The 22,805-nt window shown below is 54.4% G+C and carries 24 protein-coding genes and 1 pseudogene; 12 read left to right on the top strand and 13 right to left on the bottom strand.

Annotation, left to right across the window (positions count from 1 at the left end):
* Nucleotides 1-82 precede the first annotated feature (82 nt).
* The 6 genes from AC2TDJ_RS11320 to AC2TDJ_RS11295 form a co-directional block, all read right to left on the bottom strand.
* Entirely contained in the window at nucleotides 83-613 is a 531-nt protein-coding gene (locus tag AC2TDJ_RS11320; RefSeq protein ID WP_480842210.1) for a hypothetical protein, read from the bottom strand.
* Complete coding sequence (locus AC2TDJ_RS11315) at nucleotides 580-2,118, bottom strand: hypothetical protein (protein ID WP_480842208.1); 1,539 nt, start codon at nucleotides 2,116-2,118, stop codon at nucleotides 580-582. The genes AC2TDJ_RS11320 and AC2TDJ_RS11315 overlap by 34 nt, the downstream gene beginning before the upstream one ends.
* Before the next feature lie 635 nt (nucleotides 2,119-2,753).
* Complete coding sequence (locus AC2TDJ_RS11310) at nucleotides 2,754-3,077, bottom strand: DUF5983 family protein (RefSeq protein ID WP_480842206.1); 324 nt, start codon at nucleotides 3,075-3,077, stop codon at nucleotides 2,754-2,756.
* Complete coding sequence (locus AC2TDJ_RS11305) at nucleotides 3,064-3,744, bottom strand: hypothetical protein (RefSeq protein WP_480842204.1); 681 nt, start codon at nucleotides 3,742-3,744, stop codon at nucleotides 3,064-3,066. The genes AC2TDJ_RS11310 and AC2TDJ_RS11305 overlap by 14 nt, the downstream gene beginning before the upstream one ends.
* Nucleotides 3,745-3,904: 160 nt before the next feature.
* Complete coding sequence (locus AC2TDJ_RS11300; RefSeq protein WP_480842202.1) at nucleotides 3,905-4,570, bottom strand: hypothetical protein; 666 nt, start codon at nucleotides 4,568-4,570, stop codon at nucleotides 3,905-3,907.
* A gap of 515 nt (nucleotides 4,571-5,085) precedes the next feature.
* Nucleotides 5,086-5,388, bottom strand: a complete 303-nt coding sequence (locus tag AC2TDJ_RS11295; RefSeq protein ID WP_480842200.1) for a hypothetical protein — start codon at nucleotides 5,386-5,388, stop codon at nucleotides 5,086-5,088.
* A 36-nt stretch (nucleotides 5,389-5,424) separates the two neighbouring features.
* On the opposite strand from AC2TDJ_RS11295, the gene AC2TDJ_RS11290 reads away from it, so the two are divergent.
* A complete protein-coding gene (locus AC2TDJ_RS11290) occupies nucleotides 5,425-5,604 on the top strand; it encodes a hypothetical protein (protein WP_480842198.1) in 180 nt (59 codons plus the stop codon).
* 422 nt (nucleotides 5,605-6,026) lie between these two features.
* Here the strand turns inward: AC2TDJ_RS11290 and AC2TDJ_RS11285 are convergent, their stop codons facing one another.
* Nucleotides 6,027-7,370, bottom strand: coding sequence for a multidrug effflux MFS transporter (locus tag AC2TDJ_RS11285; protein WP_480842196.1), 1,344 nt, complete (start codon nucleotides 7,368-7,370; stop codon nucleotides 6,027-6,029).
* A 583-nt stretch (nucleotides 7,371-7,953) separates the two neighbouring features.
* Here AC2TDJ_RS11285 and AC2TDJ_RS11280 point away from each other — a divergent pair.
* Nucleotides 7,954-8,334: a VOC family protein gene (locus AC2TDJ_RS11280; protein ID WP_480842194.1), complete on the top strand. Its 381-nt coding sequence runs from the start codon at nucleotides 7,954-7,956 to the stop codon at nucleotides 8,332-8,334.
* 181 nt (nucleotides 8,335-8,515) lie between these two features.
* Nucleotides 8,516-8,929: a VOC family protein gene (locus AC2TDJ_RS11275; protein ID WP_480842192.1), complete on the top strand. Its 414-nt coding sequence runs from the start codon at nucleotides 8,516-8,518 to the stop codon at nucleotides 8,927-8,929.
* Between the two features lie 293 nt (nucleotides 8,930-9,222).
* On the opposite strand, the gene AC2TDJ_RS11270 is transcribed toward AC2TDJ_RS11275, so the two are convergent.
* The gene (locus tag AC2TDJ_RS11270) at nucleotides 9,223-9,552 is read right to left on the bottom strand and encodes a hypothetical protein (protein WP_480842191.1); all 330 of its coding nucleotides are present in this window, start codon (nucleotides 9,550-9,552) and stop codon (nucleotides 9,223-9,225) included.
* Nucleotides 9,553-9,840: 288 nt separating this feature from the next.
* Between AC2TDJ_RS11270 and AC2TDJ_RS11265 the strand changes: the two genes are divergently transcribed.
* From AC2TDJ_RS11265 to AC2TDJ_RS11255, 3 genes are all read left to right on the top strand, one after another.
* Nucleotides 9,841-10,923, top strand: a complete 1,083-nt coding sequence (locus AC2TDJ_RS11265; protein WP_480842190.1) for a class I SAM-dependent methyltransferase — start codon at nucleotides 9,841-9,843, stop codon at nucleotides 10,921-10,923.
* A 92-nt stretch (nucleotides 10,924-11,015) separates the two neighbouring features.
* Nucleotides 11,016-11,471, top strand: a complete 456-nt coding sequence (locus AC2TDJ_RS11260; RefSeq protein WP_480842188.1) for a hypothetical protein — start codon at nucleotides 11,016-11,018, stop codon at nucleotides 11,469-11,471.
* Between the two features lie 139 nt (nucleotides 11,472-11,610).
* Nucleotides 11,611-14,163, top strand: a complete 2,553-nt coding sequence (locus AC2TDJ_RS11255; protein ID WP_480842186.1) for a vWA domain-containing protein — start codon at nucleotides 11,611-11,613, stop codon at nucleotides 14,161-14,163.
* 254 nt (nucleotides 14,164-14,417) lie between these two features.
* On the opposite strand, the gene AC2TDJ_RS11250 is transcribed toward AC2TDJ_RS11255, so the two are convergent.
* Nucleotides 14,418-15,782, bottom strand: coding sequence for a tetratricopeptide repeat protein (locus AC2TDJ_RS11250; RefSeq protein WP_480842184.1), 1,365 nt, complete (start codon nucleotides 15,780-15,782; stop codon nucleotides 14,418-14,420).
* A 116-nt stretch (nucleotides 15,783-15,898) separates the two neighbouring features.
* Between AC2TDJ_RS11250 and AC2TDJ_RS11245 the strand changes: the two genes are divergently transcribed.
* The 5 genes from AC2TDJ_RS11245 to pth2 all read left to right on the top strand — a co-directional run bounded on the left by AC2TDJ_RS11245 (nucleotide 15,899) and on the right by pth2 (nucleotide 20,081).
* The gene (locus AC2TDJ_RS11245) at nucleotides 15,899-16,141 is read left to right on the top strand and encodes a hypothetical protein (RefSeq protein WP_480842182.1); all 243 of its coding nucleotides are present in this window, start codon (nucleotides 15,899-15,901) and stop codon (nucleotides 16,139-16,141) included.
* Between the two features lie 23 nt (nucleotides 16,142-16,164).
* Nucleotides 16,165-17,805, top strand: coding sequence for a sulfatase-like hydrolase/transferase (locus tag AC2TDJ_RS11240; protein WP_480842180.1), 1,641 nt, complete (start codon nucleotides 16,165-16,167; stop codon nucleotides 17,803-17,805).
* Nucleotides 17,806-17,873: 68 nt separating this feature from the next.
* Nucleotides 17,874-18,620, top strand: coding sequence for a hypothetical protein (locus AC2TDJ_RS11235; RefSeq protein ID WP_480842178.1), 747 nt, complete (start codon nucleotides 17,874-17,876; stop codon nucleotides 18,618-18,620).
* 197 nt (nucleotides 18,621-18,817) lie between these two features.
* Nucleotides 18,818-19,462: a hypothetical protein gene (locus AC2TDJ_RS11230; protein ID WP_480842176.1), complete on the top strand. Its 645-nt coding sequence runs from the start codon at nucleotides 18,818-18,820 to the stop codon at nucleotides 19,460-19,462.
* 280 nt (nucleotides 19,463-19,742) lie between these two features.
* A complete protein-coding gene (gene pth2 / locus AC2TDJ_RS11225) occupies nucleotides 19,743-20,081 on the top strand; it encodes a peptidyl-tRNA hydrolase Pth2 (RefSeq protein WP_480842174.1) in 339 nt (112 codons plus the stop codon).
* Between the two features lie 151 nt (nucleotides 20,082-20,232).
* Here the strand turns inward: pth2 and AC2TDJ_RS11220 are convergent, their stop codons facing one another.
* The 4 genes from AC2TDJ_RS11220 to AC2TDJ_RS11205 are packed head-to-tail and all read right to left on the bottom strand — an operon-like array spanning nucleotide 20,233 to nucleotide 21,848.
* On the bottom strand, nucleotides 20,233-20,613 hold the full coding sequence (locus tag AC2TDJ_RS11220; RefSeq protein ID WP_480842172.1) for a YybH family protein: 381 nt from the start codon (nucleotides 20,611-20,613) through the stop codon (nucleotides 20,233-20,235).
* 57 nt (nucleotides 20,614-20,670) lie between these two features.
* Nucleotides 20,671-21,072 (bottom strand): GFA family protein, encoded by a 402-nt coding sequence (locus tag AC2TDJ_RS11215; protein WP_480842170.1) that lies wholly within the window; start codon nucleotides 21,070-21,072, stop codon nucleotides 20,671-20,673.
* Nucleotides 21,065-21,535: an SRPBCC family protein gene (locus AC2TDJ_RS11210; protein ID WP_480842168.1), complete on the bottom strand. Its 471-nt coding sequence runs from the start codon at nucleotides 21,533-21,535 to the stop codon at nucleotides 21,065-21,067. The genes AC2TDJ_RS11215 and AC2TDJ_RS11210 overlap by 8 nt, the downstream gene beginning before the upstream one ends.
* On the bottom strand, nucleotides 21,525-21,848 hold the full coding sequence (locus AC2TDJ_RS11205; protein ID WP_480842166.1) for an ArsR/SmtB family transcription factor: 324 nt from the start codon (nucleotides 21,846-21,848) through the stop codon (nucleotides 21,525-21,527). The genes AC2TDJ_RS11210 and AC2TDJ_RS11205 overlap by 11 nt, the downstream gene beginning before the upstream one ends.
* A gap of 416 nt (nucleotides 21,849-22,264) precedes the next feature.
* Between AC2TDJ_RS11205 and AC2TDJ_RS11200 the strand changes: the two are divergent.
* Nucleotides 22,265-22,738, top strand: a pseudogene (locus AC2TDJ_RS11200) (helix-turn-helix domain-containing protein); the annotation flags it as partial.
* Nucleotides 22,739-22,805: the final 67 nt, after the last annotated feature.

Here is a 22,805-nt window from a genome sequence, read left to right as displayed (position 1 = left end):
AACTCATTTGTGAATGCGTTTCAGCCTACAGCCGCGGTGTAAATCTCGGGTTTAACGCGAGGGGCAAACCCGAGATACATCGTTATTCCGCAGCTGGTATGAAGCGTCGAAGCGGATCCGCAAAAGCGCTGTAGCCTATCTTGAAGTCCGTGTGCCCGAATTCATCTCGCAACGCCTCATGCACTTCGTTGACCTGGCCCGTCGCCCTGGAATCGCCCAGCCATGCGCCTGCAATCTGGATGTGGCCGGGCACGACAATTTGGCCAAGATACCGGACGGCGCTTTCGATAGTGGGAAAGACGACCTTCTCATCCTCCGCTCCAAAACCCAGCCAATCGTCGTAGGGGTAAGGATCGGATTCGCAGCCCCAGTATCTGCCAACATTGTGTCCGAGCTCGCTTAGCCTGTTCAGTCTGGCAAAAAGGGCATCATCAAACCACTCGTCAATGCCTTCTGAGAAGAGGTCGTCCACAACAAACAGATCGCCATTGTGCGCTTCGATTTCTTCAAGGATGAGTTCTCGAATACCGGCGGTGCCGAAAGAGCGGATGTCCGGGATCCATAGCCGGCCGGCGCCGATCAGGATGTATGTGTTTTTGTGAGTTTTTTCCATGCGTGATTTCCTTTTGATGGACGGGTGGAGTTTTGCCGGGACGGGATAAGTATTGCTGAAGCGGCTGGTGGAATTTCCCGGTCTGTGACGAGCCCAGCCGCAGCGAGGATATGTGCCGGTGCCAGGCCCGGCTGATCTTCTGGATTGACCCTGCGGGGTCGCCGGGCCCGGTCGATCCGGGGCTGGACTTGTCCCGAGGGATAATGGTTTGGCCTGTACTGTGGCCAATCCCCGACGATGTTGCGATGCTGAGGGTAGGATGATCTGCACTTCCTCAGCGCTAGTCTCTTTGTAGGGCGCTGGGGCAGATCCACGGGGGGATACTCTGATACACCATCGTGGCACAGTTCTATTGGGGATGCCGTATCGTCTGTGGGGCAGACCATTGCGGCCAATCTTTCTTTGATTTCCCGGGAGACCGTGCCAGCTTTGGACGCAAGCTTGACGCCCTCCTCGACGATCTTGCGATACTTCTGGGCCGTTGTTGCCGACACCTCGGCCGCAGCTGCCAGGACGCGTACGGAGATTTTCTTTCCCTCGGCCAGCAGCGTGTCATAAGCGTCCTTGATTTTCCGGATCACCTTCTGCGCGCGCTTGTCATGGCTGTAAGCGGCACCGATACGTTGCCGATCTTCTAGATCCATCCCGTCGACCAGGAGGTCCGCACAAGCGCCTCGGTCACGTTCACAGTATCCGCTGCCCTCGTATTTCTCCCAGGTCCACCTGGAAATCGACTTCGCGATCTGGGCCAGCTCTTTGGCAGACAGTCCAACTGCATATCCCATGGCGGCATGCGTTTCCCGCACAATCTCGGAGACGATGCCGTGGAACTGCTCGTAACTCGCGCAGCGAAATTTGGCGGCGTAGCATTTGTGGCGGGCCATCTCGAAGACGTCGAGGTTTCGCTCACCGGTTATGCCGGCCTTTCTGGCCGCACGGCGGGCGCGCTTCCTGTTGCGCCGCGCAATATTGATCGCCTTTTGCTCACTTTTCTCCAAATCGGATATGCCGAGCAGTTCCGCCCAATCGCGCAAGCTGTGACGGTTGTTGGCAAAGTGAAACACATCCCATTCACGGGCGGCGGGGTTCTTGAAGGTGACACCCTGGTTCCGATCAACTGGAATCCGATGGCTTTCCAGCACGTCGTAGAAATGCTCGAGCACCGCGTTCATAAAAAACTTCTGACGGACGTCCCCTTCATTGACCGGGAACTGAAGAAGGAAGACGAAATGCGCACGAACACGCCGCGGCTTGTTCATCTTTGTGGCCCAGCGAAAACAGGCAAAAGCCGGCTTCGGGATCTCACCCTCACGTATGAGGTCGGTGATCTTCAACCAGGCATCATCTTCCCAGCTGTCATCGATGTCGATCACGATGACGCGCCGCTTGCGATGCTCTGCAAAATCAATATTCAGGCTGATGTATTTCTGGTGTTCACAGCACCAATGCGCTTCGTGGCGAACCGAAACGCGCGAAATGGTGTCCTTGTTGACACCGATATACATGTTCTTTGGGGTGCCAAAGGCTTCGATGGTCTCAATAGCTTTTTGACGGGCGGGTTTGCCCGCTAGCCGATGCGGCGCAGGCAAGGCCTGCGAAACAGCTGACTGTTCGACATGGAAAGCGCCTGGATAAAGGATTTCTGTGCTTAGGGCTGCCACACCTGCCTTGCCAATTCCCGGCCAGCCCTGTCATCAGGGTGCCTGACAACAGTGAAGGATTGAGCCGGAACTGGCGCAAAAACGGAGGCGTTTCGGTCGCACGTATCTTGTGTTTGGTTTTGCATTCTACTGCTCGCTCGTTTTTGTTTTCTCCCTGTCCAAAGCGCGGCCGAGCGTCTGAGCAGAGAAGAGTGAGCCCCGCAATCGGAGGCCTCTTTGGATTGGAAGTAGAGAGGTGAAAACCCCACTTCAAGTTTATAAGAGGTGAACGTTTGTGAGTTTTTAACACTGTTTAACAAGTGGTTAACGTTCCTCTTGTTCGACCGGGCAGGCTATTGAAGAGGGCGTGGGGCCAACCATATTGGAAAGGCACAGTTGGTGTTTTCCCATCACCAATATCGGGTGCTCATCTGAACTCGCTCGGGCTTGAGCACCAATGCGCGGCCCTAATACGCCCCGGATCGAAAGATCCGGGGTTTTCACCACTCGTATATGGGCAGTTCCTCGACATCATAGTGAGGCTCGGCGTCCTGATCGTACATGATGAAACGCAAATTGAATTTCCATGCGATCTTGAGTGCCGCGCGAAACGCGGGGCAGGGGCATCTTTCGAGCTCCTGTTCGCGCTCGCCCAGGTCGCGATACTCGGAGATATGAAATACGAACCCGTAGTCGCTGCGCAAATAGACCTTGCGATAAAACTCACCGCGGTTGATCTGTTCCACGGTTTCGAGCGGCAGATGTGCGGTCGAAAGATCCAGCATGAAGTACGCCCGGATCATGTTCATATCAAGAATGGCCATGGCTGACTCCAACTTTGCTGTTGTCTTGCTCAAGGTTGAAGAGCGGAAGGATGGTGTCGGTGCGCGAGCGATACTCGTCGAACAGTGCCGTCTCGGAAATTCGTACCCTGGTATCCGGCAAACCATCCCGCAGCACCTCGGCGACGGAGTTCACACATCCCCAACGACCATCCTCTGTGGCCCAGGCGCCGGTGACCTCGATCTCATCTGCCATGAGATATTGGCACAGGAACTCCGCGGCTGCTTCCTGGCACGAGAACACGCGGGGCAGGCATTCGCTGCCAAAACTCTCCCATTCGTCAAAAGGGTCTTCGCCGGCGTCGCAGCCCCAGAGGCGCATTGCAGACACGGGTTCCAATTTCCCAGCGCGATGTGCGGCAACCAGTGCATTGTTCAGACCGATTTGAATGGCCTCTTCAAAGTCTTCGTTGATTTCATCGGACAAAAATCCGTCGATGATGATCAATTGCCCTTCATGGGCCAGTAGTTGATCACGGATTTGATCCCGGCACCTTCCGGCGGCCATGGGCCCGACATTGAAGTCACCGCTTCCGAACATACTGCCGGGATGCACCAGAACCAGCGTCTTCAGTTGGGGTGTGTTGATCCCGCCTGCTTCCTGCATCGGGTTTTGGATTGTGGGGAGGTTTGGTGATTGAGTCGTCATGGTATCTCTTTCATTTTGGCACAGCTGTCCCGTCACCATCCGTTGGGACGATGTGCCTGGTGTGTATTGAGGGTTTGGAAGTCAGGCCCTGTCTGGCTGAGCCCAAGTCGCGCAGCCGATCAGTCGGTGTCTGATTCAGGCGGCAGACAGAGCAGGGGCGTCAGGTTTCACGCGCGTCGGGCAGTATCGTGATGCCGTCCGTTGCGGTTCGAAGAATGTCAGCATGCGCGGCGGGTCGAATGCGGATCTGCCTGAACTCGGGCTGGTTGACAAAACACCGGTCCCGGGCCGCTTCAACCAGTCGCCAGCCGTCATTGACTCGGCGCAGTTTCACCCGCGTCGTGATACTTGCACTTGCCATTCTCGCATACCGGTTGGAGGCCTGTTTCCCACCGGGGCGGAGTTCAATCTCGGTGCCGGCCCGGTTTTTCTGTTTCACACCTTTTTGGTTGAGAACATCCTCTGCTTCTACTGCGAGCAGAATTATGTCTCCTGCACCCAGCGTGTAGGTTGCGGCCTTTCCATTAACGCGATCCAGGCATTCGGCCAGTGGCCGAAGGAGTGTGTTTTCCAGATCGGCCTGTTCTGAACGGTATTGTTTTAGGCTGGTTTCGATGTCCAGGAGCTCTGCCCGTACACCGTCAATCTTGTCTTGAATGGCATCTGGTTGATCCGTGTTGCATTGGTCAGAGGTTTGCCGTTGTTCCTCCAAACGGCTGATCTCTGCCATGGCTTTGGACCTTTTCTGCAACAATTGTTCTATGCTTGCCGTCAAGCCTGCCAGCTGCGCGTCTGTCGCTTTCGTTGTGATTTTTAACTGCCTCATGGGCTGCTCCTTTTCTTGGCGCCAGGGTGTGGCGCAGGTTGGTTTTGAGGGTGCCATTCTTCTCGATGAGCACCGCTCAAGGACCGAATACCCGGGCATGATTCATCGGATCAAGAAAAAAATCGTTCTACAACAATAGGTTGACTAGTGCTTTGTCTGTCTGGGGGTCAAACGTAAATTAATACCCCTGGAAGCCGTTTGTGAGCCTCTGGAGCAGCAATCTCATCCTTCGGGGTGCAATCTGTCATCGGACCCCGGAAATTGGCTCAATTTGCTTCTATGGCCCTTCAGAGGCCTGTCACTTTTTTTGAGAATTTTTACTTAACCTGTCATCCGAAGCGCCCAACTCCATCCAAAACACCCCGTGCCGTGGGAGAGATAGGTCTCTGAGGCACAGAAAATCGAATCGGATCGAAGTATTTTTGCAGGGGTTTAACTCGGGACTACGCAGTCGTCTTTGCTTCGCTTGGGACACCTTGTGCGATACGGTTCGGTCACGGACGTCGGTCGATTGGTTAGAAGGGCAGGGGGCTGGCCATGGCATCTTCGATAAGCTGTAGGATCTCGCTTTTGGAGACGGATCTGATGCCCGCCGTGTTATCCCCCATCCGCTTGAGCTCTGGGTTGTTTCGCAGAAGCTTCAAAACACTGGCGTGCCGGGTTCGAAAGAAGAGCGTCGTGGAGGGGCTATGGTTCAGGCCCTCAAGCAATTGCCCCGCGTTCCGACCAACACGGCGGATCGCATATTCGGCGTCTTCTGGGCGCGTGAACTCGATCCATCGGGAAGAGTTGACGGTTTGCGATGCGCGCAAAGACATTGATTTTCTCCAGATCTGAAAAACGCACGGCACATCATGTTCGTGGCCATTGCTCAGAAAGGCATTCCTTGGCAGGTCCAGTTCGAGTTCCAGATGAAACCGTCTGTCCAGCCGATCCTGTACGCTGACTTTCCGAAATGTTTTCGGCAAAATGAACGCGATCAGTTCAGCGGCATTGCTGGCCGCATGGTTGAAGAAGCGCACCGCCAGGTGTGATGCGTTCGATAGAGCTATCATGCACTTGGCAATGTGTCTTGCCCTACTTGTCGGACGCCAGCTTCGTCCTCAGAGTCGACATCTCAGATCAACAAGATTTGCTTCCTCAGCGAATGTCTTGTTTGACGGTCTGCATTGCAGAGACGATTACCTCGATTTAACGGCGGCTTGCCTGTGAAGCCCAAGAGTCCGCTAAGAGCAGTTTGCAGAAGTAGAAACGTGGACAACAGATGGCAGCTTCGTTCCGCGCTCCTGGGCGAAGAGCGCGAATGGCAGGTAAGTTTGGTGTTTCCATAGCAGATCCTCCAATCCGCGATGCCCACCCACACCGACAACCCGACGTTGACGAGGGACGATATCACAGGATGCTGCGCTGTATCCCAGCTCGGCTTTGAGCCCTGACTCCCCAGATGCTGTATAGTTCACGATCGGCCGCCTCCGCCTTGTCTCGCTGAAGGCAACAGCATGAGCACGAGGGCGGCCGCTCCACAGAAAACGTAGCCTAGGAAAATCGGGTATAGCGTCGAGTTGTAGCTAAGGCCGATTGCGCTCGCGGCGATGACTCCCACCAGTGTTAAGACCGAGGCGGTAACGGCAGCAGCAAGACCGGCGATATGGCCCAGGTACTCAAGTGCGATGGCATTGAAGTTCCCGAAGGTCAGACCCAGAAGAAACAGCGCAGGACAATTCGCGGCCATAAACAGCCATAGTGGCGGGAGGGTTCCCAACACCAACATCACGGCCGTGAATGCCAACGACCAGACGATCAATGCGCTGACCGCGAGAACACATACACGATCCATCGCGACATGCTTGACCAGCCGTGCATTCGTTAGCGTTGCCGCAGATATGAAGATTGCCGCGCCGCCAAACAGGATGGCATAGAGGTTGCCCACTTTGTAGGTATCCTGAAACAGCTGCTGCGACGAGTTGATGTATCCAATGAGCGCGCCGTAGCAAAGGCCGCCAGCTGTTGTGAACGCCATAGCGCGCTGGTTGCCCAGGACCTCAATTGTGGCAGTTGAGAACTGGCCAAACTTGAATGGGCGCTTCTCAGGCAGGGTCTCGGGTTGCCTGTGCAGTAGCCATGCGGCTCCACCGACGCAAATCACTGACAGAAGGGTGAACAGACCCTGCCAAGGCACTACCAGCAAGAGCGCTTGCCCGAAAGACGGAGCGAGAACCGGCACCATGATGAAAATACCCATAATTATGGACATGACGCGCGCCATGGCGGCACCCTCGAAACGATCCCGGATCAGCGCAACCGTGACGATTCTCGGCCCGGCAGCTCCAACACCTTGCAGAAGGCGACCCGCAATCAAGCTATCAAACGTCGATGCCATGGCGCAGACAAACCCACCTGTAGCAAAAAGCGATGCACCCAAGACGATGGCGGGTCGGCGGCCAATGCTGTCTGAAAGCGGCCCGAAAAGCAGCTGACCTGCCGCCAGTCCCATAAAAAGGGCAACAATGATGAGCTGACGCCGATTGTTCTCCACGCCAAACTCCGATGCCATCTCCCCAAGCGCAGGCAACATGACGTCAATCGACAGTGCAATCGTCGCCATGAGAACGGTCGCAATCGCGATAAACTCAGGGAGGTTGGGATTCTTTGAAGGCTTCATCGTATTGAAGCTGTAGCTGTTCAGAGCAAACATTGGAATCATCAAGCTAGAGTCCCCTTTGCCCGCACTGCTGAATCCTGTACCGGCGCGGCAAACGATCGTTCCGAGCCCAATGTATGTACCGGTTGCTGTTCGCAACTGAGATTTTTGCGAGGCTTGCGGTAGTCACTGATATGTATCCGGTCTGTTTTTTCGGGCCTTGGGTCACGCCGTACGGCAAAATTCAATAAATCCTGACCTTAAAGTTCACAAACCGGCTTTGTACCGTAGTGGCCGTACCTTCCGCAAATTTCGGAAAGCATGGCCGATAAGGCCCTCGATGGTCCGCCCTCGACGCGCCGACCTTTCAAAACTGGTAAGATACCCCGATCACAGGACCAGAGAGTTCGGCCCGAAAGTCTTCCTCGTCATTGTCGACGTTCAAGTAACGATAGCCAAAACGTGCCGACCAATTGTTTGCAAACCCACAATGGCACATTGAGGCCAGCGGGGGCGTCTACACCTTCACAACCAGTTGTCATCGGAATCGAGGACCGACCGTATGGCAAGCGAGAATGCCGCGTTCGCCATCCATTTGGACATGCGTGGATACTGAGCAAGACGATTGAGACTCTGACAAAAGAGCAAATTTAGAACCGCATTGGCGGATAGCTCTGTCTGTCTGTTCAAAATCGCGGTGCCCAATGCTTGCGGCGAAACTGACCAAAGGTATGCTTTGTCCATGAACATCTACGGCTTCGACCACATCGTGCTCTGCGTCCATAATGTCGACGCAACGCTTGAGTTCTATCAACAAGTGCTAGGTGTGATCCCGCGAGAGGAACGCCCCGGCAAATGGTCCCTGCATTTCGGGTCAAACAAAATCAGTCTTCAAGATGCAGGCACAGCACCGGATCTCGCGAAAAAAACCGTTCCGGGAAGCGGTAATTTCTGCCTACTGACCGACACACCAATTGAGGAAATCACCGCGAAGCTTCGCGCGCATGACGTCACTATCGTGGAAGGTCCTTCTGAGAAACTGGGCGCCGTCGGCAGGCTTATGTCCGTGTACTTCCGCGATCCAGATGACAATCTGGTCGAGGTAAGCAACAGGCTGACGTAATAAACGGAGTGCAACACAATGTCAGCCACGCAACCAGGGTCGGGAACGAGCACAAGCTTTTCGAATTTTGCATCGTAGCGAGTACTCACTGTAGCCTCGATGTCGAAACCAAGAGCACAAATCAGCTGGTTGATCACAGCTAAGGTAGGGGCCATGAGGCTCTAAGAACTGGAGAGCAGTCATGCCCAGAACGGGATTCATAGATCATATCGGTATCGCGGTGCCGGATTTTGCGGCGGCGCAGGCCTACTATGACGAGCTAATGCCGATCCTTGGCCTCAAGGAGTGGTTCAAGACCGCTCCGGAATTCAACTACGGACCGGATGGAAAACTCGGGACGCAGCTGTTCTTTTACCAGGCGAAGGACGAGGGGCACTATTCGCGCCATACCACCGGGTTGCAGCACTTGGCATTCTCGGTGGAAACGCGTGAGGTCGTGCGTGAGGCGTATCATTGGGCGCTCTCGCGGAAGTCACATATTCTGGACGAACCCCAAGAGTTTCCTCAATACGGGACGCACTTTGCGGCCTATTGGCTCGACCCACACGGCATTAAGCTTGAGGTTGTCTGCCATAAAGATGGTGAAAGCAATTGAGACATTAATTTATCGCCGAGCCACAAAGCCGGACATTTGACACACTGCCGAAAAGCCTCGCGCTACGTCCATTTAGACGTCTGGCGACGAAGGTCTGGAGAGAGCCCTATGTGCTCGATGCAGCGAAGTGCGTGAATGTCTGCATCTGTGTCCTTCAAGATTTCACATCACCAGCAAACCGCGCGGCGTTCTCTTTCGCAAATGCACTTGCATCAGCACTTGCATCCCAGAACTGCGGATTGGCCTTTGGAATGGCCAGTGCTTTTTGCACGGCAGGACGCGCGCCGATCCGATCAAACCACTTCTGCAACTGAGGCAGGCCATCCACGCTTGCACGCGCCCAGACATAGGCCCGGGCCCAAGGATAGGGCGGCACTCACCTGACGCGCTTCCATGCAGACAACTTCAAACCCTTCTGCCTTCAAACCGTAGTAGAGATGCTGGCTTAACGTACCGGATTCAAAGCCAACGCGCTCAATCGGAAAGCGAAGCGCAGTCAGATATCCAGCTATCTCCTCAATCTCGCAAGGCAGCTCTCGCTCATGCAGAACCGCGCCCTTGCCGTCGACAACACAGATCGCGCAGGACCGCAGCGAAACATCCAAGCCCGCAAAAAACTCCATTCGAAATCTCCCATGTACACTGATCTCCTGTGATCATATCGGGAGCTCGACCTCTGATCAGGGTCAGCCCAATTACGCATGCTTTGGGCCGAGACACCGGCGAGGAGGATTTACCGACACGAAGTTGTGCAAGCTCCAGTGCCGGCTGTGAGCTCAGTTTCCATGTTTTAAGTATGTGGCCAACGACCGAAGTACGTCGTTCTCGACCCATTAATTCATCGGTTTTGGGCAGCGAATTGTGTAAACTGTAGCTCTAGCTGCCAACCCAACTGCACGTGGGAGGATCCAATGGACGATAGGAGCAGCCCAACTGAGGGAATGATTGACTATGTTGGGAATTCCCTCCCGCAGAAGCACTCTATTCAATCTCGCGCAGACGATGTTCGGGAAATGGCCGACAAGGTTCTGGCCTCATCAGACGAAATACACATTGCTGACTATGGCTGTGGCACGGGATCAAACGCGATTTTGTCAGTCAAGCCTGCCGTAAAGTCTTTTGCTGACCGCTATCCAGATCGCTCCATCTTTGTTCACCATGTCGATCAAGCGGAAAACGATTGGAATACTCTGTTTGAATGTGCTGTGAACCAAGACGGTTACAACAACCTCTCTGCCAGTATTCGCCCCGTTGCAAGTGTGGGTAGTTTTTTCTCAATGGTGGCACCGGCATCGTCTATTGACGTTGGAACTTCGTTTGGCGCGAGCCATTGGCTCAGCACACAGCCCAAAATCTCGTCAAAAGGCACGCTCTGGTTCGCAGATTTGCAAGGCGAAACTCGCCTGAAGTTAAAAAGACAAGCGCAGCGAGATTGGGAAACCTTCCTGGCATTGAGATTGCGGGAGTTGCGTAGCGGTGGCCGGCTTATGGTCTCAACACTAGGAGCTGTTCCTGATGCGAGCGAAGTCAACGGAATTTGCAGTTCTGGGCGACATACCTATCGTGCGATGAACAACGTTGCAGAAACGATGGTGAATGACGGCTTGATTTCCGAACACTCGCTTCGCGACTTCATTATGCCAATCTGGTTTATGTCCAGAGAAGAGGCGCTTGAACCCTTTCAACGCAACAAGGAATTGGCAGATGGATTTTTGATCGAAAGAGCAGAGGTAGTTCCGGCTCAACAAAACCCGGAAGACATCTTCGCAGACCAGATCAATGCGCCCCAAGAGTACGCAAAAAGCTATTCGGGGTTTATTCGTTCCTTTACCGAGTCCACATTCAGGCAGTCTTTGTTGCGTAGTGAGACAGGTGAAACGACCGAAGCGCATCTGAACGAGTTTTACGACCGTTTTGAAGCCCTTATCAAAGAAGACAGGGGCAAATACGCCTTTGAAACCTTGTTGTTGACGATTGAGCTTAGAAAACAATGAGCGGACATCTATGCGGGCCTGTTTCAACCTTACGATATTGCAACGCGTTTCTAACTGAGTCGCTCAGCCCATTATCATATAGGAGTGTCAAAATGCGTTTTCTCGCCGTAATACTTATTCTCACCCAAGCCCTTACGGCTGCAGCCGACGACGCACCGGAATGCGGCCAATTTACGATCTATTTGGAAGATCTCAAAATAACGTCTGGTGGCGACAGTATCGGGGATATCGCGGTTGGGCACGTCACGGTTTTCAATGAAGATGGACAGGTCATCGGCATGCAGAATGTCTCGACTCTGATAGCGCCTGGTGCGAGTGAGGGTGAAACCCAGCTTATCGTTAACGCTTACTTGACAATTGACAGCAACCAGCTGATCTACTCTGGTTCTTACCTCGCCCCGAGTAGTCCCGACACTGTGCCCCACTTCGAAACCCAATTGGCAGTTGTCGGAGGCACTGGAGTGTTCAAAGGCGCAAGTGGTCAGGTGAAATTCTTCAAAAAAGACGACAAGCGCGCCGCCGCGTTTGATGTCACGTGCTCGGGATAGCCAAGGCCTTCAAGCCCCGGTGGTGGTCGGTCGGGGCCGAAATCGAGTGTGGCTTGGACGCGCGAGAACCGTTGGCTGGTACCACAAGACGGTGCATAGTTATAGCGCTCATTGTGTTTTTGAACTTTGGAGACCTGCCGTGCGACGTCGTTATCTCTATAGAATCGTAACCTGTATCTCGCTTTCGCTGGGTTCGTCCGCTTGGGGCGACGAAAACGTCATGGTGGTCTTCGACGGGTCGAATTCCATGTGGGGCCAGATCGAAGGGATTGCAAAGGTCGAAATTGCCCGCGACGCGATGGGTAGCCTCCTGGGTGAGTGGGTGGATGAAAGGCGGGTCGGTCTAATGGCTTATGGCCATCGCCGCCGCGGCGATTGTGGAGATATCGAGGTGCTGGTTGAACCGGGCCAAGCGTCACGTCAGACCATCCTTAACCGCATCCAAGACGTGACACCAACCGGCAAAACGCCTCTCACCGATGCTGTCGAGCAGGCGGCCATCGCGCTGTCCTATGCTGACAACCCGGCAACTGTCGTTCTAATATCGGATGGTCTGGAAAGCTGTGATCGCGATCCCTGTGCTCTGGCGAAAACGCTTGAGCAAAGCGGTGTCGGCTTCACCGTGCATGTCGTCGGCTTCGGTCTTGGAAGCGATGAGGACGCAAGCTCGCTGTCGTGCATCGCCGAGAATACAGGCGGTCAGTACGTCACGGCCACCAATGCCACCGAATTGGGTGCGGCCTTTAGTGCGGTAAGTACCGCCGTCGCTCTGGCCGAGCCCCAAGTCGCGCCGGAACCGGAACCCGAGCCGGAACCTGAAGCACCGCAGGTCGCGGTCGATGCGCCCGACACCGCAAGCGCCGGTTCGAACATCAACGTGACCTGGACTCCAACCGTCGCCGAGGCCGACTATATCAACATCGTACCCGTCGGCACCGATGCCAACGTCTTTGGAATCTATGTACGGATCGGCAACGCCACCGAGGTTACCCTGATGGCACCCGGCGACAAAGGCTTCTACGAAGTGCGCTACCTGCACAACCAGACGAAAGACGTATTGGGCCAGGATACCATCGAAGTGACCGAGGCGACTGTTGACCTTACCGCTCCTGACAGCGTGGAAACGGGGGCAAGGTTCGTGGCGTCCTGGACGCCGACGATCAATGTGGCCGACTATGTCGCCATTGTTCCAGCAGGCTCCGATCCCGGGACTTTCGGCAACTATCAGCGGATCGGCACAAATACCGAACTCGCTCTGACCGCACAGGCTGATCCGGGTCTTTACGAAGTGCGTTACATCCTGAACATCGACAAGCGAACTGTCGCCGCTCGCCAGATCGAGGTCACATCCCCGCAAGTGACGCTGCAGGTGCCGGGTTCGACGCTGACGGGGGCGAATTTCGACGTTTCGTGGTCGGCGGCTGTCAGCCAGCATGATTACATCAACGTCGTTCCGATGGGCGCGGACGAGAGCGAGTTCGGCAACTACATCGTTGTCCGAGACGCCAACAAAGGAACGCTAAAAGCACCTGCTGAGACCGGCATGTACGAAGTGCGATACGTCCTACGCGAAGGCGCGCGGACGCTGGCGCGCGAGTTAATCGAGGTCGCGGCTCCGGAGGTCACCATCGTTGGACCGGAAAGCGTTTCGACCGGTGAAAAATTCGAGGTAACCTGGACGGGCACCGTCAACACGCAGGACTATGTTGCCATCGTGCCCGCCGGTTCAGATGAAGGTGTGTACGGAAACTACCTGGTTGTTCGCGATGGCACGTCTGGAACTCTGACGGCGCAGGCAGATCCCGGCCTCTACGAATTGCGCTACATCCTCCGCGAAGGAGCCAAAACAATGGCGACCGCGATAATAGAGATCACCGAACCTGAGGTCAGCCTCAGCGCCCCGGACATGATCCTCGCGGGCAGCGAATTCAAAGTCTCCTGGACCGGAACTGTCAGCAATCAGGATTATATCGGTATCGTGCCCATGGGGTCCGATGAAGGCGAATTCGGTAACTACATCGTGGTCCGGAACGCTGCGAGCGGGAATGTGCAGGCACCGTCGGCACCAGGCATGTACGAAGTGCGCTACATTCTACGTGAAGGCGCAAAAACCATCGCAAGCGTGCCCGTCGAGGTCACCGAACCCAAAGTGACGATCGCAACGGCGGCTGAGGTTCGTGCCGGGGATAGGCTGCGCGTGACATGGACTGGCGCGGTCAACAGCCGCGACTACGTAAACCTTGTGCCGTTCGGAACGCCGGACGACAAATTCGGTGTCTACACGCAGGTCAGGGGCAACGCAGAGCATGACATGACGGCACCAGACGAGACGGGCCTATACGAAGTGCGCTATGTGCTCCGAGAGGGGAGTAGAGTCTTGGCACGGCAGACGGTGGAAGTTTTGGCTGCAGATGCGCAACTGAATACCGGAGGGGAAATTTCCGCACCTGATTCCGGGGCGCCTGGCTCGACCATTGAAGTTAGATGGAGCGTCGAAAACGATAGCGCGGATCAGAGAATAACGCTTGCGCGCGGTGATCAGGCGATCTTCACTTGGATTTCGGCCACGAAGATCACCGGTGAACCACCCATTTCCGTGGCGCTCCCGCAAGAGCCGGGTGTCTACGAGATACGCTTTTTGGACCTTTCGAACCAGACAGTTCTTGCGCGGAAGACGATCGAAGTGAAGTAAGCGTTTTCGGCCACTGCGTCCGTTTGCTATAAATTCGTTTAGCTCGAGGTTTTGCTAAAGCAGCGAATGTCCGGAAAGCGGGCTGCAACCGCAGCATTTCGGCATAACGCCGAGTGACCGCTATGGGCCGTCTCCGAAATCCAGCGGCAATGGGGAAGGGGCCAATACCGCCTCGCGGCAGGGAATGATGCATGAATAAACAACTACTGTGGCCAGTTCGCACTGGAATGGCCTCGATAGCCCAGACACGAACTTCATTCGTTAAATTTTGGCTTCCAATTGGCTTGTTTCATAGCGTCACCAAGTTCCACCCCGTATTCTGGATTCGCAAATAGTCTCTGAAACAAAATATCCACCCTACTGTCAGGCCATTCACGCGAGAGTTTATCCGACAAGGCTTGAGCTTCACTTTCGTGCCCGAGCATCTGATGAGCCGCCATCAGATAGGCGACAGAAACAGGGCCGACAGGGCCGCCCTTTTGGGTCACCTGCTCAAAGGCGGAAACGGCACCTTCGAAATCCTTCAGATGGAACTTTGCAGACCCCATCGCGTTCTGAAACACATAACCCCGGTCCAAATCTATTTTCGACAGTGCATCTTCGCTGATCGCCACGACTTTTTCGAACTCACCTGAGTACAACAGGATCAATGACACGAACTCCAGCACGTGCACGTCGTTTGGTGCCAACCGCTGCGCCCTGTACGAGAACTCCATAGCTTCCGGCCAATTTCCCTTGGTAAATTCGACCCAGGCCTTTGCAGATTGGCTCCAACCCGTTTCGGGTGCCAATTCAATCGCTCGACTGGCCTGAGTGTCCGCGTAACGCAGCAGGTCCCCGGTCGGATCAGCGTCCGGTGTAACCAGCGCTATTGTTGCTGCAACCTGCGCTGCCCCTGCATGGCCTCCGAAATAGCTGTCGTCGTTTTCGATCGCCCCCTTGAATATTGTCAGGGCTCCGTTTAGTCGCGCGGGCTCCAAGGCCGGAAAGATCAAATCGCGGCCCGAGTTGGCCAGGTTCACGGCCTGAAGCCGCATAGGGGATGCATCAAATATTGCGCTGCGCTCAGCTTGGCTCAGGCTATCGACTGGCAGGCTGACTGGAACCCTACGATTTGTCGACATCAACGCAATTGCCACAGCAATACAGATAATAAGAAAAACCCCTGCAATCCCAATGAACCGGCGCGGCCAGGTGTACGTCTTGGTTTCCGTCTCGGGTGTTTTGGGCTGATCCGCCCCGGGCGATCTAATCGATATCTCAGGTGCATACCCACCCTTAGGAAGGTCGAACACTGTGCCTTCGTCGTGGCCATCTTCTGCATAATATTCGGCCAGCTTGCGACGCAGGCGCCCAGCATCCACCCGAACCACATTTTCTCTTCGCGCCATCTCGGACATGCTCGCGCCGTAGACATCCATAGCGATTGTTTTGGCACGAATGTCATCGGCTCGACCGCTGAGCGACTCCTCGACGACGTAGATAAGAAAATCCTGCAGTCGCTGTGATCCAGCGAAAGTCTGGGACCCGACAAGTCGCTGAAGCGCGGCCCGCACATCTTTGGCGTCAGGCGTTCTGCCATCACTAATAATAGTCGATGTGCATTTGGATAATTCCATTTTTTCAGCAAGTTACATCTCTGATTATACCGTATTATGCCCCGATAAACCTTTTGTGAGAAGTGAATTCGGCGAACACTCCCTTAAGCCTGCTGATCCATCGAACGAGCTCCGAAATGAAAGGTATCGTCCTTGATACCCTGTTTCCTGACCACCAAGCCGCAATTGCGGACTTACGGCGTGAAGACATTACTTTCGATGAAATTTGCCGGGACTATCTGCTTCTCAGTGACGAGTACCTTGCCTTGAACACTGAGTCCGAATGCCAATCGCTCAATATTGCCTGCGACATCCGCGAAACGCTGAAAGGTCTTCAGGAAGAAATTGCTCAATCGCTGCGGCGTGCAGGGAAGATGTAATTCAAATAGGGGAAGGGATACCGATGAGATTAACACTGAAACAAGCCTCAGTCATGGTGCTGATGGCAAGCGCGGGTTTTGCGCAGGATGCGCCGATAATTCATGATGGAGAGTTTGAGTTTCTACGCGCACAGTTTGGCGAGCAATGGGACGCTCAAGACACGGAGATTGAACAGAAGCTTTCCGAGATCCGGGATGCAAATGACGGCAAACCACCCAACATCCTCTACATTTTGATCGACGATGTTAGCTTTGGTCAGATGGGCAACCGGACGATGAATTACGTCACCGGTTTCGATACGCCAAACATCAACGATTTCGCCGCGGAAGGCATGTCTTTGATGCGGATGTACACTGAGCCTTCCTGTACGCCGACACGAACGGCGATGCTGACCGGTCGTCACCCCGTGCGTGCGGGCGTTGAAGAGGTCAAGGTTGCCCTGGTTGGCGAAGGTCTTTCGTCAGAAGAGGTAACGATTGCCGAAATTCTGAAGGAAGAAGGGTACAACACTGCGCATGTTGGAAAATGGCATCAGGGTGATATTGAACAGGCCTATCCACACAATCAGGGCTTCGACTGGGCTGCTTTTCCCCTGCATCAGCAGGTTCAGCTGAGCTTGATGACACGGGATGCGATGGTCGCCAACAATATGCTTGGTTACCATCCGTCGGGGCAGTCCAACCAGTTTCAATTGGACGAGCGGTTCAAACCCTATGGCCTTGTGACCGGCGTTGAAGGTGAATCGGGCGGCCTGGCTCGCGAAGTCTACATGGCGCCGGGCGAAGAATGGACCCAAGCGAAATACGAGGAAATGAACTTGCGCTATCAGCGCCAAGCATTGGAGCAGCTAGAGCGGCTGGCTTCACAGGACGCGCCATTCTTTATGCAATACTGGCCGCTCTATCCGCTGAACTTTGCTTATCCTGATCAGGCTGTATCTCGCAACGGTGGTTTTCATGCAGACAAATTGCAGGTTCTGGACGGTTGGATCGGCGAGGTTCTGGCCAAACTGGATGAAACCGGCAAGGCAGATAATACTGTCGTTATGATCATGGCTGACAATGGTTTGATGTACCACTACGAAGGAACGTCAGGCCTAAATCAGCTGATTTATCGCGGCGGCAAGACACAGCATCTCGAAGGCGGTGTGAGAACTGACGCGTTCATCCGGTGGCCCGGCGCGATCGAGGCGGGCAGTGCAGCAGGTGACATCGTTCATGTCTCAGATCTGTTTTCCACGTTTGCCCGGCTCGCAGGCGCGACGGACCACATTCCACGCGACCGTGTCATTGATGGCATCGACCAGACGGCACTATTGCTTGAGGGTGAAGGCAATTCGCGCCGTGACTACGTCTATGTGTACGAAGGGCCGGTTTTGCGCTCGGTGGTAAAGCAAGAATTCAAGATGCATCTGCCAGCTCCCGGTCAGCCCGGCGCGGCCGCCCCTGTCTTCAATGTCTATCGCGATCCCCGTGAAGAACATCCGCTTGTCGGGTATTCGCTGTGGTCCGGGGCGTCATTCCAGGACATGTTGAAGCGCCACCAGAAGTCCATCGAAAAGCACCCTCACAAACCGCTCGGCAAGGGCGTCCCCTATGAGGGGATTGAAAATCTAAGGCCCGAAAGCGAATTGGCCCGAGAAGTCTTTTCTAGCTGGCAATGACGAACTTGAGACGGCGGTGCCGAGACGCCGCCGTCTCAATGATCGCATGAATTTTTCCAAGGTGTACTATGACCCGTACCTCGCTTCATCTCACAGTCTTAACCTTGGCGTTGCTTGTGATGGCTTCTGCCACCAAAGCCGAAGAAAACGCGTCAAATCCGCTAGCGGCAGTTAACAACACGGACATTCGCTATCAGTATTTTGATCTGGAAGGGGGGGCAGACCGTCAGGACATGTTCATTGATGGTGCATACATGCTGCGCCCCGATCTTAAACTAAAGTACGAGCTACACTACAATTCGACTGATGCGACCGGAGAGAGGTTCAATGGGTTCGAAAAGACCAGCTTCAAGCTGATCTACTTCCCATCCCAAAAACCCTTGAATGACACATGGAGCGTCAAGTCCGCGCTTGGTTTGGAGTGGATACTTGATTTCGGTGACCCCGATGAAGGCATTGGCACCGGGTCTGATCAAATCGCTCCTTTCGGAGGCTTCGCCTTTGCAAACACAAACAGTGGGCTGACACTGATCCCTCTGATCCAGCATTTCGCATCTTACAATGGACCGACCGATGTCAGTCAAACCGCGATGCGCCTAATTGCGCTTCAGCCATTTGGTGAGGGGTATTGGGTCAAAGCAGATATTAAAGCGCCCTATGATTGGGAGAATGACGACTGGCCCGCGACCGCAGAATTCCAGATCGGAAAGAACCTGAGCCCCGGAGTAGCCCTCTATGCAGATGTGTTGATCGGGATTGGTGCTGATCGCCCCTATGACCAAGGCGCCGGGGTCGGTCTTAGGTTCAATTATTAAGTCGCGATTTCCTAAAGGAAGCAGTCATGCCCCATACCGCATCACGCAGGGTCATGATACCTGCGATAAGCCTTGCGGCTCTGCCAGCGTTTGTATTTGCTCAATCATTACCGGCGCCTGGTCAAGACGAAACCGGTTGGCGTCATGGAGCCTCCTTCTATCTGTTCACACCCCTGCGAACCAAGGGAACGTCAACCGTGGCTGGACAATCCGCAGATCTGGATCTGGCCCTTGGTGACGTACTTGATGTGCTCGATTTTGCGGCAGCCGGCCGGTACGAGGTATGGAACGGGGATTTTGGGATCATCGTGGATGCGAATTATGTCGGCATCGAACAAGATACTACTTTGCCCGGCACTCTGGGTGCCGGGGTTAACGTCGACGTTCGTCAAAAATGGTTTGGTGTGCTGGGTGCTTACCGTGTTGCAGATGGCGTATATGGCGGCAGCAGCCAGCGATACGCAATCGATCTTCAAGGCGGTCTGAGGTACAATTCCATTCGTCAGGAAATCGACATAACAACTACAGGTCCGGGAAATCCACCTGCACTAGGCGGTGATCAGGATTGGATCGAACCTGTAGTCGGCGCACGTGGAATGTGGCGATTGAACAATAAATGGAATGGGATTGCTTCTTTGGAGCTTGGTGGGTTCGGAGCAGGCGGGAATGACCTCCAGATTGGTGCGAATGTAGGGTTCGATTACCAACCTTGGGAGAATACTGCGCTCACATTTGGGTATCGCTATTTCAGCGTCGACTATAGCGATACGCTGAGTTCCGGAGAATTCGCCTATGACGTCGACCAGCACGGGCCTTACTTTGGCATCAAGTTTTTCTTCTAAGCTCAGCTTTATTGCGCTCCTGGCCACCAGCGTGCACGTAACTTTGCACATGCGGCGAATGACCGCAAAGCCGGCTGCGACCGCGGCATTTTGGTTGGTCGGTGAAAGTCCGGAATGGGCCGATGGCAAGGTAGTGGCAAGTTGGGCAGGGGCCAATGCTGCGTCTGCGTCGAGGTCTGTAGGGAGCCCCCAGTGGTCATTGAAAGTCTGATAGTGACCTATCGACTCCAAAGCGGTCAATCGAGTTGTCGCGCCTCTGGAATGCGGGCACTGTGTTTCAATGAAACAGGTTATTGTCGTGAACAATGCGCTGAGATTGCCTAAAGGCAAGCTCTCGGCACAGGTTGCGCATGCCTCAGTATCGGCTTTTCTTGCAGCAACTGAAAGTATGCGGGAAGAATGGCTTGAACGCGGAATGCCAAAAATTGTGCTCAAATGCGCTTCGGAACTGGAGTTGGAGGAATTGCATTCCGAAGCGCAAACCAAGTCATTGCCTGTCTGCCTCATTCGAGATGCGGGTAAGACGCTTCTTGCACAAGGAACAATCACTTGCTTGGGTATTGGCCCGGCGACGGACGCTGAAATTGACACTCTAACTGGTGACATGGCCCTTCTTTGATCCAGTCAAGACTTCGCCAGAACGACAGATTGTGCGTCACGTGCATGTGTCCGCTTTGTCCGCCCTTTCGCCATCCGAACGCCGTGCAGCTAAGGTCGGCAGCGAGCCTAGACTTATCAAATGCTGCAAAGCTGAAGAAAGCTCTCCGCTGCTACGACTTTGGCCCCAACTGCTCTCTAGCGAGCAGCCAACGGTCATCATTGCGAACCAATACCGCAGTGCCACGTCCCGAACCTGAAGCTTCCCTTCCTTCAATTTCGCCAGTCCAATGAAATTCGAAACTGTAAGCGGCGGCGTCCGCCGTGTCCGCCAGCCAGTGAACGTTCTCGATCCGGTACTCTTCACCCTTTATCGTATTGAAGTTGTGTTGGTACGCCACCCTGATCGCCTCTTTCCCCGCATGCAAGGAGCCATTCGAAAAGATCACTATCGCGTCGTCGCTGATGAGCGGCGCAATGGCGCTCCAATCTTGAGTGCCGAGAGCTTGTTCATATTCTCTCACAAAGGATTTGGCGCACACTGTTGCTTCCAATGCTAGTCATCCTGATCCGCTGTCGATTACTGTTTTTTTTGCTTCAATTTGCTCGAGCTATTGTGGGGCATTCGCCAGTTGATCATCCGGTAGGTCCCAAGGTTGCGCCGCATCACCAAAAACAACGAACGCCGGTTTAAAACTGGAAGGTTCGTCCATTGTGGCAGCATGTATGTATATGCGCTCAGGAAACCTCTCGGTGCGGCTGGTCATCGGCGAACCGCATTTTGGACAGAAACCGGCGTGGGTGATTGCACCGTTGTCACTTGAGGAAGCAAATTCCCTAATCGTCCCCGAGCATTTGAACGCATCCTTCGGGACCGCGAATGCTGAAGAATGACCAGCGCCAGTTGCTCTCTGGCACTTGCGACAATGACAATTGAACGCGAACTCAATTTCAGCGCGAACTTCATACCTGACGGCGCCACAGGCACAGCCTCCGCGAATAACATCAGTCATCCCGCTTCCCTTCCAAAAGTCGTCGAAGTTTCGGCATGCCACTTGACCATCCAGATTGGAGAACCTGCTTTGCCTTGAGCGTGGGAAGTCGTTCGTGCACCAACGTCACTCGCGAGCCACCCGCCTCGGCGCGGAAACGAACACTAACGCGCGTTTCGCACCCTTCTGTCAGGTCACCGTCTTCTTCGCTTTCACAAGTGAACGACAGCAGTTTGCCAGGTTCAATCGCCAGATATCGACCGTGATGATGTGAGACATCTCCGGACTGCGAGATCATCTTGAAGCGCCAGCGACCGCCAATCTTGAAATCCATCTCAAGGACTTCGGCGCGAAAACCTTCGGGGCCAAACCATTTCTCAATTTTGCCGGGGTTAGCCCAAGCAGAGAATGCCTGGCGAACACCCACCGCGTACCAGGCTGATACTTTGACCTCATCGACATCAGATGCAGCGTCACTGCTCATCGGACTTCTCGCGCATTAGGAACTCTCCCAACGACTCCAGATTGGCACCCCAGAAAGCTCCATACCGTTCTGCCCAAGTTAAAACGGGTTGGAAGCCTCGTTCGTCCAGTTCGATGTGGTGCTGCCGACCCTTCAACGTTCTTCGGATCATGGCTGCCTGCTCAAGCACTCTTAGGTGTTGGGAAATCGCTCCCGGAGATATGCCATGATTTTCGCCGAGCTGACCCACCGTAGATGGCCCATCCAGAAGTCTATCCAGCATCTGACGCCTGACAGGGTGTGCGAGTGCTGAAAAAGTCGCGTCGGTTCTCATATTAATTTAAATACCTCTAAATAGTTTAGAGAAAACTAAACATATTTGAACGGAAGTCAAGAGGCGTCAGAACGGAACTCAAACCAGACATTGGGACCGCTACCTACAACGGCGGCAAAGTCCTGTGATCTGTGAGTTCGAACCAGACCAGATTTTGCGGCTGCAGCGAATGGCGGCAACGCGGGCTGCCGATGCGGCATCCGAGCGGTGCCCTGGATGTCGGCAATGGGCCGAAATCTAACCCAAAAGATTCCGTGACCAAATCACAGAAGCAATCTGTGCGTCCAGCCGAGAGCATTTTTAACATAATTTAGCTTATGCAACAGTTTGATGAAGCAGCAAAGTTAAAATGTCCCACATTAGCAAAGTAGAAGTGTCACACTTCCCTGTCGAGCAGGCAGGATTGGAGTGTGACGTTGGGATTGGTTGTCATGAGCGAGCCCGAGCTTAATCGTATAGAAGTGCTGAGCCAGGTTTACCAAGGCCGCATGACGGTGGTTTCCGCCGCAAATGTTCTGAACTTGAGCCGCAGACAAGTTCACCGTTTGCTCAGGGTTTTCCAGACTGATGGTCCAGCTGCGCTGCGTCACAAGGCGCGCGACCGTAGATCCAACAATCATATTGATCCGGCCGTTCGAGAATTTGCCCTGGCAGTCGTCAAAGAGCGATACGCTGATTTTGGCCCGACACTGGCAGCTGAGATGTTGTTGGAACATCATGATCTGAAAGTTTCGCGCGAGACGCTGCGCAAATGGATGCAGGCAGATGGAATCTGGTTATCTCGCAAACAACGCAGGACGTTCCACCAGCCGCGCTTGCGCCGGGAATGCTTCGGCGAGCTCATCCAGATCGACGGATCTGACCACCGCTGGTTCGAAGATCGCGCCCCGGCGTCGAAGGCCGCGTGGTTGCCGTCGCGGTCAACGCACGCATATCCTTGACAGCCAGAGCGTGGCG

Source organism: Ruegeria sp. HKCCD6647-2 (assembly GCF_057221075.1).
This window is presented reverse-complemented; position numbering and strand designations above follow the sequence as displayed.

Bases quoted from the DNA above. Each gene is read 5' to 3' on its own strand.
- AC2TDJ_RS11320 (WP_480842210.1), bottom strand. From the start codon at position 613: ATGGAAAAAACTCACAAAAACACATACATCCTGATCGGCGCCGGCCGG.
- AC2TDJ_RS11315 (WP_480842208.1), bottom strand. From the start codon at position 2,118: ATGTATATCGGTGTCAACAAGGACACCATTTCGCGCGTTTCGGTTCGC.
- AC2TDJ_RS11310 (WP_480842206.1), bottom strand. From the start codon at position 3,077: ATGGCCATTCTTGATATGAACATGATCCGGGCGTACTTCATGCTGGAT.
- AC2TDJ_RS11305 (WP_480842204.1), bottom strand. From the start codon at position 3,744: ATGACGACTCAATCACCAAACCTCCCCACAATCCAAAACCCGATGCAG.
- AC2TDJ_RS11300 (WP_480842202.1), bottom strand. From the start codon at position 4,570: ATGAGGCAGTTAAAAATCACAACGAAAGCGACAGACGCGCAGCTGGCA.
- AC2TDJ_RS11295 (WP_480842200.1), bottom strand. From the start codon at position 5,388: ATGTCTTTGCGCGCATCGCAAACCGTCAACTCTTCCCGATGGATCGAG.
- AC2TDJ_RS11290 (WP_480842198.1), top strand. From the start codon at position 5,425: ATGTTCGTGGCCATTGCTCAGAAAGGCATTCCTTGGCAGGTCCAGTTC.
- AC2TDJ_RS11280 (WP_480842194.1), top strand. From the start codon at position 7,954: ATGAACATCTACGGCTTCGACCACATCGTGCTCTGCGTCCATAATGTC.
- AC2TDJ_RS11275 (WP_480842192.1), top strand. From the start codon at position 8,516: ATGCCCAGAACGGGATTCATAGATCATATCGGTATCGCGGTGCCGGAT.
- AC2TDJ_RS11270 (WP_480842191.1), bottom strand. From the start codon at position 9,552: ATGGAGTTTTTTGCGGGCTTGGATGTTTCGCTGCGGTCCTGCGCGATC.
- AC2TDJ_RS11265 (WP_480842190.1), top strand. From the start codon at position 9,841: ATGGACGATAGGAGCAGCCCAACTGAGGGAATGATTGACTATGTTGGG.
- AC2TDJ_RS11260 (WP_480842188.1), top strand. From the start codon at position 11,016: ATGCGTTTTCTCGCCGTAATACTTATTCTCACCCAAGCCCTTACGGCT.
- AC2TDJ_RS11250 (WP_480842184.1), bottom strand. From the start codon at position 15,782: ATGGAATTATCCAAATGCACATCGACTATTATTAGTGATGGCAGAACG.
- AC2TDJ_RS11245 (WP_480842182.1), top strand. From the start codon at position 15,899: ATGAAAGGTATCGTCCTTGATACCCTGTTTCCTGACCACCAAGCCGCA.
- AC2TDJ_RS11240 (WP_480842180.1), top strand. From the start codon at position 16,165: ATGAGATTAACACTGAAACAAGCCTCAGTCATGGTGCTGATGGCAAGC.
- AC2TDJ_RS11235 (WP_480842178.1), top strand. From the start codon at position 17,874: ATGACCCGTACCTCGCTTCATCTCACAGTCTTAACCTTGGCGTTGCTT.
- pth2 (WP_480842174.1), top strand. From the start codon at position 19,743: ATGAAACAGGTTATTGTCGTGAACAATGCGCTGAGATTGCCTAAAGGC.
- AC2TDJ_RS11215 (WP_480842170.1), bottom strand. From the start codon at position 21,072: ATGACTGATGTTATTCGCGGAGGCTGTGCCTGTGGCGCCGTCAGGTAT.
- AC2TDJ_RS11210 (WP_480842168.1), bottom strand. From the start codon at position 21,535: ATGAGCAGTGACGCTGCATCTGATGTCGATGAGGTCAAAGTATCAGCC.
- AC2TDJ_RS11205 (WP_480842166.1), bottom strand. From the start codon at position 21,848: ATGAGAACCGACGCGACTTTTTCAGCACTCGCACACCCTGTCAGGCGT.